Annotated in this window: 13 protein-coding genes; 9 read left to right on the top strand and 4 right to left on the bottom strand. The window is 71.0% G+C overall.

Annotated features, from left to right (window positions below; genetic code table 11):
* Window positions 1–29: 29 nt before the first annotated feature.
* The 5 genes from ACFWWR_RS30675 to ACFWWR_RS30655 all read left to right on the top strand — a co-directional run bounded on the left by ACFWWR_RS30675 (window position 30) and on the right by ACFWWR_RS30655 (window position 7352).
* Complete coding sequence (locus ACFWWR_RS30675; protein WP_383868999.1) at window positions 30–356, top strand: putative quinol monooxygenase; 327 nt, start codon at window positions 30–32, stop codon at window positions 354–356.
* A gap of 146 nt (window positions 357–502) precedes the next feature.
* On the top strand, window positions 503–3409 hold the full coding sequence (locus ACFWWR_RS30670; RefSeq protein ID WP_384306601.1) for a SpoIIE family protein phosphatase: 2907 nt from the start codon (window positions 503–505) through the stop codon (window positions 3407–3409).
* 58 nt (window positions 3410–3467) lie between these two features.
* Entirely contained in the window at window positions 3468–5030 is a 1563-nt protein-coding gene (locus ACFWWR_RS30665; protein WP_384306598.1) for a sugar ABC transporter ATP-binding protein, read from the top strand.
* Window positions 5027–6127 (top strand): ABC transporter permease, encoded by a 1101-nt coding sequence (locus tag ACFWWR_RS30660; protein WP_383868990.1) that lies wholly within the window; start codon window positions 5027–5029, stop codon window positions 6125–6127. Before ACFWWR_RS30665 ends, ACFWWR_RS30660 begins: the two co-directional genes overlap by 4 nt.
* 79 nt (window positions 6128–6206) lie before the next feature.
* A complete protein-coding gene (locus ACFWWR_RS30655; protein ID WP_383869187.1) occupies window positions 6207–7352 on the top strand; it encodes a substrate-binding domain-containing protein in 1146 nt (381 codons plus the stop codon).
* Window positions 7353–7422: 70 nt separating this feature from the next.
* On the opposite strand, the gene ACFWWR_RS30650 is transcribed toward ACFWWR_RS30655, so the two are convergent.
* The 4 genes from ACFWWR_RS30650 to ACFWWR_RS30635 are packed head-to-tail and all read right to left on the bottom strand — an operon-like array spanning window position 7423 to window position 10416.
* On the bottom strand, window positions 7423–8466 hold the full coding sequence (locus tag ACFWWR_RS30650; RefSeq protein WP_384306595.1) for an NADP-dependent oxidoreductase: 1044 nt from the start codon (window positions 8464–8466) through the stop codon (window positions 7423–7425).
* Window positions 8467–8470: 4 nt separating this feature from the next.
* Window positions 8471–8689 (bottom strand): transposase, encoded by a 219-nt coding sequence (locus ACFWWR_RS30645; protein WP_383868985.1) that lies wholly within the window; start codon window positions 8687–8689, stop codon window positions 8471–8473.
* Between the two features lie 3 nt (window positions 8690–8692).
* Complete coding sequence (locus tag ACFWWR_RS30640) at window positions 8693–9013, bottom strand: 2Fe-2S iron-sulfur cluster-binding protein (protein ID WP_383868982.1); 321 nt, start codon at window positions 9011–9013, stop codon at window positions 8693–8695.
* A complete protein-coding gene (locus tag ACFWWR_RS30635; protein ID WP_384306593.1) occupies window positions 9010–10416 on the bottom strand; it encodes an SRPBCC family protein in 1407 nt (468 codons plus the stop codon). The genes ACFWWR_RS30640 and ACFWWR_RS30635 overlap by 4 nt, the downstream gene beginning before the upstream one ends.
* Window positions 10417–10843: 427 nt before the next feature.
* Between ACFWWR_RS30635 and ACFWWR_RS30630 the strand changes: the two genes are divergently transcribed.
* From ACFWWR_RS30630 to ACFWWR_RS30615, 4 genes are all read left to right on the top strand, one after another.
* Window positions 10844–11986, top strand: coding sequence for a substrate-binding domain-containing protein (locus ACFWWR_RS30630; RefSeq protein ID WP_383868976.1), 1143 nt, complete (start codon window positions 10844–10846; stop codon window positions 11984–11986).
* Between the two features lie 68 nt (window positions 11987–12054).
* Window positions 12055–13620 carry a sugar ABC transporter ATP-binding protein gene (locus ACFWWR_RS30625; RefSeq protein ID WP_383868974.1) on the top strand — a complete coding sequence of 522 codons (1566 nt, stop codon included), beginning with the start codon at window positions 12055–12057 and terminating at the stop codon, window positions 13618–13620.
* A 1-nt stretch (window position 13621) separates the two neighbouring features.
* Entirely contained in the window at window positions 13622–14758 is a 1137-nt protein-coding gene (locus ACFWWR_RS30620) for an ABC transporter permease (protein WP_383868971.1), read from the top strand.
* Window positions 14759–14760: 2 nt separating this feature from the next.
* Window positions 14761–15804: an NAD(P)-dependent alcohol dehydrogenase gene (locus ACFWWR_RS30615; RefSeq protein WP_384306680.1), complete on the top strand. Its 1044-nt coding sequence runs from the start codon at window positions 14761–14763 to the stop codon at window positions 15802–15804.
* The last annotated feature ends 60 nt before the right edge of the window (window positions 15805–15864 follow it).

The raw sequence follows: 15864 nt of genomic DNA, 5'->3' as shown, positions 1-15864 counted from the left end.
CCACGGGCACGACCGTGGAAAGGATCACCGTGGCAGAGGAAGTCGCAGGCGAGATCATCGTCGCCGGCTGGATGGACTACGAGCCGGCGGACCGCGACACGATGCTGAAGCACCTCGTCGAGGTCGGGAAGCGCACCCGCGAGGAGGAGCCCGGCTGTCTGGACTACGCCATGGCCGCGGAACCCTCCGACGAACGCCGGATCCGGGTCTACGAGAGATGGGTGTCCCAGCAGGCTCTGGACGAGCACTTCGCCACGGCGCACATCAGGGACTTCCGCGCGGCCACGTCCGGGCTGACCCGGGTGGGGGTCTCCCTGGAGATCTTCAGCGTCGCGGCGGCGCGGTCCATGCGCTAGGCGCCCCTTGGAAATTTTGCCCTTAAATGGGAGAAACAGGCTTACTCATGAACAAAGTTCTAATATCTACATGAGAGCGGGCGGCTTCTCGAACGGTGAGCGACCGGGCGGCAGCCGACGACGGGCCGATGAGGGAAGTGATCCGCATGGGGTTTGTGGGGGATTCCATCGGTCCCTCACGTGCCCGTGAGCGGTTCCTGGAAGGCGGACCGGTCGAGGGAGGCGTGCGGGAGCTGATCCTGAGTTCCTGGCAGCGCTCCGTGCTGCTCGGGCTCTCACCGGACCAGTCCGAACTCCCCTACCGCGAGGACGTCGATCTCGACAGCCGACTCGTGCACGCGGCCGGGCCGGTGCTCGACTGGCTGCAGTCCAGGTTCTCGGGCCGCCGCATGAACGTGGCCCTGGCCGACGCCAGTGGGACGGTGCTGCAGCGTCGCTTCGGCATGGCGTCCATGCCCAGCCAACTCGCCCCCATCCAGAGCGTTCCGGGGTTCGTGTTCGCGGAGGAGGTCGCCGGAACCAACGGCATCGGAATCGCGCTCGCCGAACGGCGGCTGTGCCAGGTCTACGGCGCCGAGCACTTCGCGGAGCGCTCACAGGCCAACGCCTGCTCGGCGATCCCCGTGCGTGACCTGCTCAGCGGAGGTGTCGAGGGCATCCTCTCCCTCGGATGTCCGCGTACCGACGTCGATCCCGCGATGGACAGCGTGATCCGCGAGGCGGCCGGCGCCATCGAGCGGCGGCTCCTGGCGTACAACTCGGCGCGAGAGCGTGGGCTGCTGAGCGCATATCTCGACGCCAGGCGCCGGCTGCGGGCCGACGCGACGGGCAGGGACGGACACCTGATCCCGGTGGACGAGCTGGTCCACAGCGGGCTCAACCAGCGTGATCAGACGGTCCTCACGGAGAAGGCCGCCGAGCTGATCGCCTCGGCCCAGCGGGCCGGCGTCGAGGTGCCCCTCTCCGACGGCCGGCGGGTCGTCCTGCTGAGCCGTGTCGTGACAAGCGCCTCCGGTGTGGAAGGCGTCGCCGTCGAGGCCGTCCTCACCGACGACTCAGCGGGGCCACGGACCGCCCCGCTCACACACCCGGCCGCACAGCTCAGCCCCACGGCGCAGGAAGCCGTCGCCCCTGCCGCCCTGCCCCCCGGACTCCTGGCCCACGCGGCGCCCTTGCGGACCACCCACGTGGAGACCGGGGCGCAGGCACGGACCACGACCGCCCGCACGGCCGAGCCGGCCACGGGCGGCGTCGTCGGCGGCACCGACGGCATGAACGACGGACGGCTGGTGCTGCTGGGCGAGCCGGGAGTGGGCATGCACGCCGTCGCGGCACGGCAGCGCCTGGAGCTGCTGTCCGAGGCCAGCGCTCGCATCGGCACCACGCTGGATGTGCCCCGCACCGCCCGCGAACTCGCCGAGATGGCCGTGCCGCGCCTGGCCGACTTCGTCACCATCGACCTGCCCGAGGCGGTCCTGCGAGGCGAGGAGTCCGCCGACCCCCGCAGCGACCTGCACCGCCGGGTGATCCACGGCATCCGCGACGACGATCCCTTCCAGGCGCTCGGCGAGCGGATCCACCTCCGTCCCGCCACTCCCCAGCTCCGCTGCCTTGCCGACGGACAGGCAGTGCTGGAACCCGACCTGCGGGTCGCCGCCGACCGGTTCTCCCAGGACCCGGAGCACACCGGCGGCCTTCTCGCGTACGGCCTGCGCTCCCTCATCACCGCCCCGCTGCTCGCCCGCGGCGTCGTCCTCGGCATCGTCAGCTTCTACCGCACGCGAGAGCGCGCCCCCTTCGGGGACGACGACCGTTCGCTGGCCCAGGAACTCGCCACCCGTGCCGCGATCTGTATCGACAATGCCCGCCGCTACACCCGCGAACACAGCATGGTCCTGGCCCTGCAGCGCAGCCTGCTTCCGCAACGCCTGCCCGAGCAGGACGCCGTCGAGGTCGCCCATCGCTATCTGCCCGCCGAGTCCGGAGTGGGCGGCGACTGGTTCGACGTCATCCCCCTCTCCGGCACCCGCGTCGCCCTTGTCGTCGGCGACGTCGTCGGCCACGGCCTGCACGCCGCCGTCACCATGGGCCGACTGCGTATCGCCGCACGCAACTTCGCGGAGCTGGACCTGGCGCCCGACGAGGTCCTCACCCAGCTCGACAACCTGGTCGCCCGCCTCGACCGGGACGAAGGCGGCGAGGAACCGGGCGCCAACGGCACCGGCATCATCGGCGCCACCTGCCTCTACGCCATCTACGACCCCACCTCGCAGCAGTGCACTCTGGCACGCGCCGGCCACCCCCCACCGGCACTGGTCCACCCCGACGGCACGGTGACGTTCCCCGACCTGCCCGCCGGACCGCCCCTCGGACTGGGCGGCCTGCCCTTCGGAACCGCCGAGATCCACGTCCCCGAAGGCAGCCGGCTCGTCCTCTACACCGACGGACTCATCGAAGACCGCCACCGCGACATCGACATGGTCCTCGACCAACTGCGGGACGCCCTGGCCCGGTCCGACCCCTCGCCCGAGGACACCTGCCAGGCGGTGGTGGACGCCGTGGTGCCCGCCCACCCCGCCGACGACATCGCGCTGCTCGTCGCCCGTACCCAGACCCTGGACCCCGACCGGATCGCCACCTGGGACCTGCCCGCCGACCCCGCCCGCGTCTCCGGGATGCGCACCGACGTCACCCGTCGGCTCACCGACTGGGGACTCGACGAGGCCGTCTTCTCCGCCGAACTGCTGCTCAGCGAACTGGTCACCAACGCCATCCGCCACGCCGGCGGCCCCCTGCGGGTACGCGTGATCCACGGCCGCGCCCTGATCTTCGAGGTCTCCGACACCAGCCACACCGCCCCCCGGCTGCGCCACGCGGCCTCCACCGACGAGGGCGGTCGCGGCCTGTTCCTCGTCGCACAGCTCGCCCAGGCATGGGGGGCGCGCTACACCGCCGACGGCAAGGTCATCTGGGCGGAGTGCGCCCTGGATGTCCCTACGGGAATGCCGACCGTCCCCGGGATAGATTGGGACGATATTCCCGATATCGAATAGGTGAGCCGATCCGGTGCAGTCGGGAAGGAACTCGGAAGCCGATCCCCGGAGAGAGTCTGTGCACGACGCTCCCGACGCCTCGACAAGCCCATATGTGGACCGCGGCCAGGACCCTCTGGTGCGGATCCGGGGTCTCGGCAAGCGGTTCGGCGGTACCCGCGCGTTGGCCGAGGTCGACCTCGACGTCCGGCGCGGTGCCGTCCTCGCCCTTCTGGGCCCCAACGGCGCCGGGAAATCCACCCTCATCAAGGTGCTCGCCGGTGTCCATCGCGCCGACGAGGGCGAGGTGACCGTGGCCGGCCACCCGCTCGGCACGGCCGCGGCCTCCCGGCACATGGCCTTCATCCACCAGGATCTCGGTCTCGTCGAGTGGATGACGGTCGCCGAGAACATCGCCCTGGGCACCGGCTACCCGCGCCACCGCGGACTGATCTCCTGGCGGATGGCGCGCAGGCGCTGCGTGGAGGCCCTGGAGATCGTCGCCGGACATCTCGCGCCCGACGCCCGCATCGCCGACCTGACCCGCGCCGAGCGTTCGCTGGTCGCCATCGCGCGGGCGCTGTCGACCCGTGCGGAACTCGTCGTACTGGACGAGCCGACCGCCAGCCTCCCCGCGGCCGACTGCGCCCGCCTCTTCCACGTCCTGCGCCGGCTGTGCGACCGCGATCACGGCATCATCTACGTCAGCCACCGGCTCGACGAGGTGTACCAGGTCGCCGACTCCTTCGCCGTCCTGCGCGACGGCCGGATCATCAGCCAGGGGCGCCTCGCCGGCCACAGCCCCGCCCGCCTGGTGCGGGACATCGTGGGCCGCGACCCGGCTCGCCGACCGCCCGCCGCCGTCGTTCCCGAGCCCGACCCCGAGGCCACCGCCGTCCTGCGCCTGGACGGCGTACGGACCGAGAACGCCGGCCCGGTCGGCCTCCGACTGCGCCCCGGCGAGATCCTCGGCATGGTGGGCCTCATCGGCGCCGGCCACATGGACCTGGGCAGGGCGCTGGCCGGTGTCCGGCCCCTCCTGGACGGGCGGGTGCTGCTGGGCGGGCAGCCCTACCGTCCGCGTACGGTCGCCGCCGCCGTCGGTGCCGGTGTCGGCTTCGTGACCAGCAACCGGCTGGAGGAGGGGTGCGCCGCCGAACTGACCGTGCGGGAGAACCTGCTGGCCAACCCCCGCGCCGACGGCAGGCCGGGGCCGCGCTGGATCAGCCCCGCACGCGAGCGCGTCAAGGCCGCTGCTCTCGTCGAACGCTTCGGGGTGCACCCCCGTGACAGCGAAGCGCCGATCGCCGTCCTGTCCGGCGGCAACCAGCAGAAGGTCATGCTCGGCCGGTGGCTTCGCCTGAAGCGCCGGTTGCTGATCCTCGAGGAGCCGACGGCCGGCGTGGACGTGGGCGCCAAGGCGGAGATCCACCGCCTGCTGGACGACGAGCTGGCCGCCGGGCTCGCCGTTCTGCTCATCTCCACCGATTTCGAGGAGGTCGCGAACGTGTGCCACCGCGCCCTGGTGTTCGTCCGCGGGACCGTGGCGGCCGAGCTGACCGGCGAAGACCTCACCGTCACCCGGCTCACCCACACCGCGTCGGCCGTACCGCCCCTCACCGGAACGGGGACGGACGGATGAGCGGGGAACCGACGGGCGACGGGACGACTCGCCCGACGCCTCCGCCTTCCTCTCCCCGGTCACGGCCGAGCCGCCCCCACGGGCACTTCATCGGCGCTTACGGACTGCTCGCACTCGCCGTCCTGCTCTTCCTCGCCTTCTCCCTGTCCCTGCCCGACACGTTCCCCACGCTGGACAACATCTCCTCGATCCTGTCCAACCAGTCGGTCCCCGCGATCCTCGCGCTCGGCGCGATGGTCCCCATCGTCACCGGCAAGTTCGACCTGTCCATCGGCTACGGTCTCGGCCTGGCGCACGTCATGGTGCTCCAGCTGATCGTCAGCAACGGCTGGCCCTGGCCGCTCGCCTGCGCGGTCGTGATCATCGGTGGGGCGGTCGTCGGCGTCCTCAACGGCGTCGTCGTCGAGTTCGCCCGGATCGACTCCTTCATCGCCACCCTCGGCACCGGCAGCGTGCTGTACGCCGTCACCGGCTGGATCACCGGCGGCACCCGCATCGTCTCCGGGCCGAACGGACTGCCGCCGGCCTTCACCGACCTCTACGACTCCAAGTTCCTCGGCCTGCCGGTACCCGCGTTCTACGTCCTCGGGCTGGTCCTCGTGCTCTGGCTGCTGCTGGAGCGGCTGCCCCTGGGCCGCTACCTCTACGTCATCGGTTCGAACCCCCGCGCCGCCGACCTGGTCGGCATCCCCACCCGCCGCTACAGCGTCTACGCCTTCGCCCTGTCCGGTCTGATCGTCGGCTTCGCCGGTGTCCTGCTCGCCGCGCAGCAGCAGATCGGCAACCCCAGCGTCGGTCTGGACTACCTCCTGCCGGCCTTCGTCGGGGCCCTGCTCGGCTCCACCGCGATCAGGCCCGGTCGACCCAACGCCCTGGGCACCCTCGTGGCGGTCGCCATCCTCGCCATCGGGCTGGCCGGCATCGGCCAGCTGGGCGCGGAGTTCTGGGTCACCCCGCTGTTCAACGGCGCCACCCTGCTGCTCGCCGTCGGCTTCGCCGGGTACTCCGCCCGCCGTCGGCTGCGCTCCGGCGCCACCGCGGGCCGTCGTGGCAGCAAGGTGGCGGGCACCCCCGAGGAGGCCCAGGACGATCCGTAGCCCGGTAGCACGCCGCGTGTCCCTCCCGACCCGCGGACGCGTCCACCCGTCGTCATCACCACAGCAAGGAGCACCCGTGATCGCGTACCGCAGGACCGCCACGGCCCTCGCGGCCCTGACCACGGTCGTCGTCACCGTCGTCGGGTGTGAGCGAGGCTCGTCCACCGGACCGGCGAACCCCACCGAGGGGGCCACGGAGGCGGGCTGCCCGTCCGCCCTCGGCGAGGCGAGATCCGCTGTCCGGCAGGCGGAGAAAGTGGACGTTTCCTGGACCGGCCCCACCACCGGGCCCGCTGCCGTGCCGGGCAGAACGATCGTCTACGTCGCACAGACCATGACCAACCCCGGAGTCGCGGGCGTCGCGAACGGCCTGCGCGAGGCCGCGAAGGTGATCGGCTGGAAGGTCAGGGTCATCGACGGGCAGGGCACACCGGCCGGCATCCAGGCGGCCCTGAGCCAGGCGGTCGGCGTCAAACCCTCCGGCATCGTCCTCGGCGGCTTCGATCCCAATGCGACGTCGGCCGAGATCGCTCGGGCCGACGCGGCGGGCATCCCGCTCGTGGGCTGGCACGCGGTGGACTCACCCGGGCCGAGCGAGCGGCCCAAGCTCTTCACCAACGTCACGACCCAGGTCGAGGACGTCGCGGAGATCAGCGCCGACTGGATCATCGCGCACTCCAACGGCCGGGCGGAGGTCGTCGTCTTCACCGACGCCTCGATCCCCTTCGCCAGGAACAAGTCGCAACTGATCGAGAAACAACTGGCCACCTGCTCCGACGTGCGGCTCCTGGCGTCCGAGAACATCCCCATCCCGGACGCGAGCAGCCGAACCCCCCAGGAGGTCTCCTCCCTCCTCTCCCGCTTCGGCAGCAGGTGGACGTACTCCGTGGCCATCAACGACCTGTACTTCGCCGACGCGGCGCCCGCCCTGCGCGAGGCCGGCAGGAAGGGCTCCGGTCCCCCGTTCAACATCGGCGCCGGCGACGGCGACCCGTCGGCCTTCCAGCGCATCAACAGCAGGCAGTTCCAGGCCGCCACCGTCCCTGAACCCCTCGCCGAACAGGGCTGGCAGATCGTCGACGAGTTCAACCGCGCCTTCGCCGGCGAGTCCGCCAGCGGATACGTCGCCCCGGTCCACATCTCCACGGCCGCCAACAGCAGCGGAGCCACGACCTGGGACCCACCCGGCTACCGGGAGGCGTACCGGAAGATCTGGGGCAGGTGAGTGTGTGACGCGTCGTGCGTGACCGGATTTCTGCCTCTCCCGGCTTCCTCTGCGCTCTCTCTGCTTGCGCCTAACAGCGGCTGTACGGATCCTCGGCGAGCCGGACCAACATCTTGCCGACGTTGCCACCGTCCAGCAGGGACAGCAGGGCCTGAGCCGCGCTGTCCAGGCCGTCCGTCACCGTCTCGCGGGCGGTGATACGGCCCGAGCGGAGCCAGTCGGCGACGCGGCTTTCGAACTCCGGGCGCAGGTCCTCGTGGTCGCGGACGATGAAGCCGCGCAGGGTGAGCCGTTTGAGGACCGCCTGGATCAGCTGGTTGATGTCGGTGGACCGCCGCTCGCCGCCGAACTGCGACATCATGCCGCACAGCGCGATACGGCCGCCCGTCCGCAACGCGTGCAGGGCGGCGGCGAGTTGTTCGCCGCCGACGTTGTCGAAGTAGACGTCGACGCCGTCGGGCGCCAGCCGGGCCAGGGCGTCGCGCACCGGCTCGGCGCGGTAGTCGGCGGCGGCGTCGTAGCCGAACTCCTTGACCAGCAGGGCGCACTTGTCCGGCCCTCCGGCGGTTCCGACGACGCGCTCCGCGCCCAGCAGCCGGGCGAACTGTCCGGCGGCGGTGCCCACGGCCCCGGCCGCCGCCGACACGAAGACGGTGTCGCCGGGCCGGACCTCGGCGATCCGCGCGAGCCCGACGTAGGCGGTGAAGCCGGTCTGCCCGAGCAGCCCCAACCAGGTGGGCAGCGGGGCGACTTCCGGGTCGATACGGCCCGCGGCGTCGGTGTCGGCCGGGTCGAGCACGGCCCACTCCCGCCAGCCGAGCTGGTGACGTACGAAGGTGCCCGGCGGCACGGAGGGGCAGCGGCTCTCCTCCACGACGCCGAGGGCCCGGCCGTCCAGCGGCGATCCGGGGGTGAAGTTGTGCGTGTAGTGCTTCTCGGTGCTCTCCAGCCGCCCTCGCATCGACGGGTCGACGCTCATGTAGAGGTTGCGGACGAGCAACTGCCCCTCGCCGAGCGGCGGAAGCGGGCGCTCCTCGACGGCGAAGTCCCCGAGGGCCGGCTCTCCCTCGGGCCGGCGCACCAGACAGACCACCCGGGTGGTACGGGGGGACACCGGCTCACGCCTCCGGCGGTCGGGCGCCGCGCCGCTGGGCGAGGCGGCCGACCCAGCCGGCCATCTGGAGGTCGGCGTGGCGCAGTTCGCCGGACTGCCAGCGGGCCTGGAAGTCGAAGATGCCCTGAGCCCCTGTCCTGGGGTCGGTCACCTCCACCAGCCCGTCATCGGTGAGCCGGTACACCTGCCCGGTCAGCGGATGGGTCACTTGCTTGGCGCTCACGGCTCACTCCTGCGGTCTGCGGCGTACGCCGCGTTTGGTCACGGTCACCGGGCCCTCGACCCGGAGCCGGCAGGCGAGCCGGGTCAGGCCGTCCACCGGCCTGCGCAGGGCCTCGATGCCCTCACGCTCCAGCGCGCCCACGGGCGAACAGTTCTCGGCGCCTTCCTCGACCTCCACGAAGCAGGTGCGGCAGGTGGCCTTGCCGCCGCAGACGGTGGGCCAGCGGTAGCCGAGCCGCTGGGCGGCGCTGAACAGGTCCTCACCGTCCCGTACCTCCAGTTCGACTCCGGAGGGCCGGACCGCGACCCGGTGGGTCACGGTCACTTGTTCATCCACTGGTCGAGCGTCTGGTTGAAGTGGCGGATGCGGCTCTCCTGGTAGTTGGACAGGGTGATGCCCGGCTTGCGCATCGTCTTGAGTCCCTGCTGGACGTACGGGAGGTTCTCGCAGTCCTGGTCGAAGACGGGCCCGAGCACACCGAGTTCGGGGATGTCCGCGAAGAGCACGTCCTCCGGCACCCAGCGGATCTTGACCGGGGGCGGCATCTCGCCGGGCTTCTTCGGGGCCGACATGAAGATGATCTCGGCGGTGCAGGAGTCGGGGTCGAGGCCGTTCGGCTTGAACCGGTAGATGATGTTGGACTTGGCGCCGCCCCACGGGTTGAAGTTGGGGAACAGCAGGTAGTTGATGGCGTCCATCAGCTCGGTGTCGGCGGTCTGGGAGAAGTCCTGGTGCGAGGTGGCCGCCAGTTGTGCGCGCATCCGTTCGGCGAGGACCTGGCGGGCGGTGCCGCCGGGCGGGATCGCGGGCATCTCGTCGCCCTCCTGGATCACCAGGTCACGGCCCTGGGCGGCCGCGTAGAACGCCCGCGAGCCGTAGAACGTCTCCAGCACGTCCTCCTCCGTGACGGAGTCGGCGACGTGGGGGCTGGGGGCGCCCTGGATGTTGATCATGCGGTTCCAGTTGGGCTGGTCCGCCATGACGTCGTACTGGGAGTTGGCGTCGGCGAGCCAGGGCAGCATCTGCGGGTGCGTGGCGATCACGTGGAAGGACTCGATGAACGCGTCCTGGGCGACCTTCCAGTTGCAGGGCAGCACCTTGGCGACGTGCAGCGACTTGTAGCGGTCCTGCAGCGGCCAGATGTAGTAGTCGTCGAAGGTGCCGCGGTAGCTCTCGAAGGACTCCGCGTACGGGTCCATGTTGATGAAGACGAAGCCGCGCCAGGTGGCCACCTTGGCCTCGGGAAGCGCGAACTTGTCGGGGGTGACATGGGGGAAGTCCCAGGCGCAGGGCGGGGTCTGCATCGTGCCGTCGAGGTTCCAGGCGAAGCCGTGGAACGGGCAGCGCAACTCGCTGACATTGCCGCTCGACGTGCGCAGTTTGCGGCCGCGGTGCAGGCACGCGTTGACGTACGCGCGGATCTCGTCCGGCGCCGTGCGCACGATGATCAGTGAGTCGTCGCCGATCTCGTAGATCTCGTGGTCACCGACCTCGGGAATCTCGCTCTCCAGGCAGGCGAACTGCCACACGCGCCGCCACACCTGCCGCATCTCGCGCTCGGCCCATTCGCGGGAGGTGAAGCGGGTGGTGTCGACGTCCTCACTGCCGAGGTAGTCGTTGTTGACGTACCTCAGCGCGGCGGGAACCGGTCGGCTGTCCCGGTCGAGGTAGTCCTGGACGCTGGGCCCGGGACACCGCGCCGTGCCCAACTCCGACGTTTCGTCCATCTTCTCTCCTCAGCCAGAAACTTTAGAGTGAGTGTAGTTATTCGTCATGGCTCGGAGCAATACTCGCGGCTTCGCCAGGACGCCACAAAAGCCGTCCTCCAGGGGATCGACATGGCCCCTCGCCAATTTGTTACGACCGACCCCTCCCCAAGCCCGACAGTGCGTGCCACACTCCGTCGCACCCGAGGCTGTAGAGCCTCACAAGTTTCTCCACGGTCTGGGACAGCGTCCGCCCCGTCTCGGCCACAGCGCCGCCCGCCTGCCTCGGCGGCCCGCGTCGTACCCCACGACGGCGATCCCACAGCCCGCTCGATCTGAGCGTGCCGTCCCGGCATGGGCGGCACAGAATTCGCCTGCACACAGCCGGCCGCCGTGGACGCGGGAGCGCCGCCGCAGCGCAGGCGCCACACAACGGGAGTACTCAACGATGAGTTCCAGACCCGGACGCGCGGTCCGTCGCGCGCTCACCGCGATCGTCTCCGCCACCGCCCTGCTCACCCTGGCGGCGTGCGGCGGCACCGACACGACTCCGGCCGCCGACTCCGCCAAAGCGGCCTCAGACTCCCCCGGCCTGTCCGCGGCCAGGACGGCCCTGGCGAAGTTCTCCAAGCGTCCGGACAAGATCCCCGTCACCGAACCGGTGGGCAAGAAGATCCCCACGGGAAAGAAGATCGACTTCATCCTGTGCGGCGTGCAGTCCTGCAGCGACCTGGCCCAGTTCTTCACCGCCGGGGCCAACCAGCTCGGCTGGAAGGTCGAGCTGATCCACACACAGGGCACGCCGGAGTCCGTCCAGGCCGCCTACGAGCACGCGCTGCGCAACAAGCCGGACGCCGTCGTCGCCTCCGGATTCCCGCGCGCGGCGTACGCGAAGCAGCTCGCGCAGCTGAAGGCAGCCGGTATCCCGGTCATCCAGTCGAACGCCGACGATGTGGTGGGCGACGGCATCGAGCTGCTCAACAACGGCCCGAAGGACGTCGGCGTCCAGGGCGAGATGCTCGCCTCGTGGGTGGTGGCCGACAGCGGCGCCAAGGCCAACACGGTCTACTTCGACCTGCCCGCCTACACCATCCTCAAGCCCGTCAAGGACACGTTCGCCGCCCAGTACAAGAAGTGGTGCGAGGGCTGCGCGCTCGACACCGTCGACGTGCCGATCACCGCGATCGGCAAGGACATGCCCGACCGCGTGGTGTCGTACGTCCGCTCGCACCCGAAGGTGACCCACATCGTCTTCTCGCTGGGCCTGCTCAACGTGGGCGTCCCGACCGCGCTGAAGACCGCCGGCGTGACCGACAAGCGCATCGCCGTGAACGTCGGTGACGCGCAGAACTACCAGTACATCGAGAGCGGCCTCAGCCACGGCGCGATGGCACTGAACTCGCACGAAACCGCCTGGCTGCAGGTCGACGCGCTGGCCCGCCACTTCACCGGCCAGTCCATGGAGGTGGACCAGAAGGCGGTGCTGCCCAACATGCTGATCACCAAGGACAACCTCGTGGCCACTCTTGAGGACTTCCCGCTCGTCGAGGACTACCAGGCGCAGTTCAAGGCGCTCTGGGGCCTGAACTGACCGACCCGGCCCCCGCCGCCGCCGGCACAGCAGGCCGGCGGCGGCGCCATTCGACGAAGGGAGCAGCGGTGCACGCTGACACCTCACAGGAGACCACGCGGGGGTCGGCCGGTACCGATGGGGGCGACCGGCCCGTGCTGCGGGTGTCCGGGCTGTCGAAGCGATTCGGCGGAACCCAGGCGCTCGAGGACGTCGACCTGGACATCGCGCCCGGCGAGATCCACGCGCTGATCGGACCCAACGGCTCCGGCAAGTCCACCCTCATCAAGATCCTCGCCGGCTACCACCACGCCGAGCCCGGAGCGGTCGCCGAACTCGACGGCGAGCCGTTCGGCCTGGGCCAGGTCACCGGCTCCCGGCACGACCGGCTCCGCTTCGTCCACCAGGAGCTGGGACTGGTGGGCGAGCTGAGCGCCACCGACAATCTCGCCCTCAGCCGCGGCTTCGCCCGCACGGCCCTCGGCAACATCCGCTGGTCGGAGATGGAGCGCCGGACGACCGCGCTGGTCGAACGGTTCGGCCTCGGCATCGACGTACGCCGCCCCCTGTCCTCGGCCACCCCCGTCCAGCGCGCGGTGGTGGCCATCGCCGCCGCCCTGCAGGGCTGGGAGGGCCGCCGCGGCGTCCTGGTCCTCGACGAGCCGACCGCCGTGCTGCCGCCCGGCGAGGTGGCCCGGCTCTTCGACATCGTGCGGGAGATCCGCGACACCGGGGCAAGCGTCCTGTACGTCTCGCACCGCATGGACGAGATCTTCGCGCTGGCCGACCGGGTCACCGTGATCCGCGGCGGACGCCGGATCGCCACCCGCAGGGTCGCCGAACTCACCCCCCGCTCGCTGGCGGAGCTGATGGCGGGCGAGGAAATGGAGACCACCTACCGGCCGCGGCTGCCGTCCGCCTCCCACGAGTCCGTGTTGCAGGTCCGCGACCTGTGGGCGGGCCCGTTGCGCGGCATCGGCTTCAGCCTGGCCAAGGGGGAACGGCTGGGCATCACCGGCCTGGTCGGCTCCGGCCACGAAGTCGTGCCGTACGCGGTGTGCGGGGCGTACACCGGCCCGGTACGCGGCAAGGTGCGGCTGCCGGAGCGCGCCCAGCGGTGGGTCAACGCCAAGGATGCCGATGGGTTGGGCATCCCGCTGGTCCCCGCGGACCGGGCGAGCGAGGGCGTCATCGGCGACTTCTCCGTCGGGGAGAACCTCACCCTCCCGCTGCTCGACCGGCTCCGCGCCCGGGCCGGACGACTGCACCGGCGCCGCGAATCCTCGCTCGCCGAGGAATGGATCCGGCGGGTGGGGGTGCGCACGGCGGGGCGCGGGGCCCGGATCACCACGCTGAGCGGCGGCAACCAGCAGAAGGTCGTCATGGCCCGCTGCCTTGCCCAGCAGCCGCCGGTGCTCGTGCTGTGCGAACCCACGGCGGGCGTCGACATCGCCACCCGCCTCCAGCTGTACGACCTGATCGAACGTCAGGCCGACGCCGGCATGGGCGTCATCGTGTCCTCGTCCGACACGGAAGACCTGCTCGCGCTGTGCACCCGCGTCCTGGTGGTACGGGACGGCCGGATCGTACGGGAGATCAGCGGCCGGGACATCACCGAGCCCGCGCTGGTCCACGCCATGGAAGGAACCGAGTGACATGACATCCACCCCGACCCGGGCCGCGGAGCTCCGGCCGAACGGACCGGACGTCCCCGCGGTGTCCGCCACGGCAGCACCGGGCGCACTGGGCCGGCGCGCAGTGGCCGCCCTGTCCTTCCGGAACATCGGCGCCGTCTACGTGTGGCTGCTGATCGCCGTGCTCTTCTCCGTATGGGCGCCGGACACGTTCCCGACCGTCACCACGGTCAAGCAGGTCCTCAACGGCAACGCCGTGGCCGGGCTGGTGGCGCTCAGCGTCGTCCTTCCGCTGGCCGCCCGCGTCTTCGACCTGTCGGTCGCCTTCACCATGTCCCTCACCAGCGTGCTGACCGCCTACTTCATGGTCTCCACCGGTCTCGGCGCCGGCACCGCGATCGCCCTGGCCATGACCACCGCCCTGCTGGTCGGGCTGATCAACGGAATCGTGGTGGTGGTGCTGCGCGTCGACTCGTTCATCGCCACTCTGGCCACCGGCGCCCTGATCCAGTCCCTGATCACGATGGTCACCAACGACAGCTCCATCACCGGTGTCAAGCTGCTCGCCAAGCCGTTCGCGAGCATCGCCCAGCTCGACGCGGGCGGCATCACGCTGCCGGTGCTCTATCTGCTCCTCGCCGCCACGGCCATCTGGTTCCTGCTGGAACACACCGCCACCGGACGCCGGTTGTACGCGACCGGCTTCAACGCGGACGCGGCACGCCTGCAAGGGGTACGCACCGACCGGCTGCGCTTCCTGACCCTGGTGGCGTCCGCGCTGCTCTCCGGACTCGCCGGAGTCGTCTTCGCGTCCTCCGTGGGATCCGGATCGCCGACCGCGGGCACGCCGTACCTGCTGTCGGCCTACGCGGCGGCCTTCGTCGGCGCGACCCAGCTGCGCGCGGGCCGCTTCAACGCCTGGGGCACGGTGATCGCGGTGCTCCTGCTCGGCACCGGCATCACGGGGCTCGGGCTCGCCACCAGCGCACAGTGGGCCGCGAGCCTGTTCACCGGCTCCGTCCTGATCGTCGCGCTCGTCCTCACGGGCGGACGGATCGCCCTGCCGGCCGTTCTGCGCCGCCGCAGATCGCCATCGGTTGCCGACCCATCGGTGCACACCGAGGCTGATGGAGTGCTCGGCTCGGACAGGGAGGTCTGATGATGAAGGCGGTTCAGTACCGGGCAGTGGGCAGCGCCCCGGAGGTCGTCGAGGTTCCGGTGCCCGAGCCGGGCCCGGGACAGGTACTGCTGAAGGTGACGGCCGCGGGGCTGTGCCACTCGGATCTGGCGGTCATGAGCTGGCCGGAGGAGCATTTCCCCTACCCGCTGCCACTGACCCTCGGTCACGAGGGTGTGGGCGTTGTCGCGGCCCTGGGCAGCGGGGCCACCGGGGTGTCCGAGGGCGAGGAGGTGGCGGTGTACGGCCCGTGGGGCTGTGGCCGCTGCCGCACGTGCGCCGAGGGCAGGGAGAACTGCTGCCCGCACGCCGCCGGGCTCGGCATCATGCCGCCCGGGCTCGGCTCTCCAGGCGCTCTCGCGGAGTACATGGTGGTGGACTCGCCGCGCCATCTGGTGCCGCTGAACGGACTGGACCCGGTACAGGCCGCCCCGCTCACCGACGCCGGCCTGACGCCATATCACGCGATCCGCGCGTCCCTGCCCAAGCTCGTGCCGGGCAGTACGGCGGTGGTGATCGGCGTCGGTGGCCTGGGCCATCTCGCCGTCCAGCTGCTGCGTGCCCTCACCCCGGCCCGTGTGGTCGCCCTCGACGTGAGCAAGGAGAAGCTGGAACTCGCGCACTCCGTCGGGGCCCACGAGACGTTGCTCTCCGACGGGGAGGCGGCGGCTCGGGTGCGGGAGCTGACCGGCGGCATCGGGGCCGAGGTGGTACTGGACTTCGTGGGGGCCGAGGCGACCCTCGCGGTGGCCGCCGCGTCCGTGGCGGTGGCGGGCGACGTGACTGTCGTCGGCATCGGGGGAGGCACGCTCGCGGTCGGCTTCGGCGGTGGTCTGCCGTTCGAGGTGTCCGCCTCAGCGCCCTACTGGGGCAGCCGAGGTGAGCTCATCGACGTGGTCGAGCTCGCGCGGCGGGGACTCGTCTCGTCCCACGTCGAGACGTTCTCGATCGAGGACGCCCCGCTGGCGTACGAGCGGCTGCACGCCGGGGAGATCAACGGGCGTGCGGTGGTGCTGCCGCACGGGTGAACGGGGGGGCGGTGGTGGTTTCTTCGCCCCCGCCGCCCCTTCCCGTTCCCGACCTTGGGG

The organism is Streptomyces sp. NPDC058678, from assembly GCF_042714835.1.
In the GTDB taxonomy this organism is placed as follows: domain Bacteria; phylum Actinomycetota; class Actinomycetes; order Streptomycetales; family Streptomycetaceae; genus Streptomyces.
Note: the sequence above shows the minus strand (reverse complement) of the source record. Positions and strands in the feature narration are given on the sequence as shown.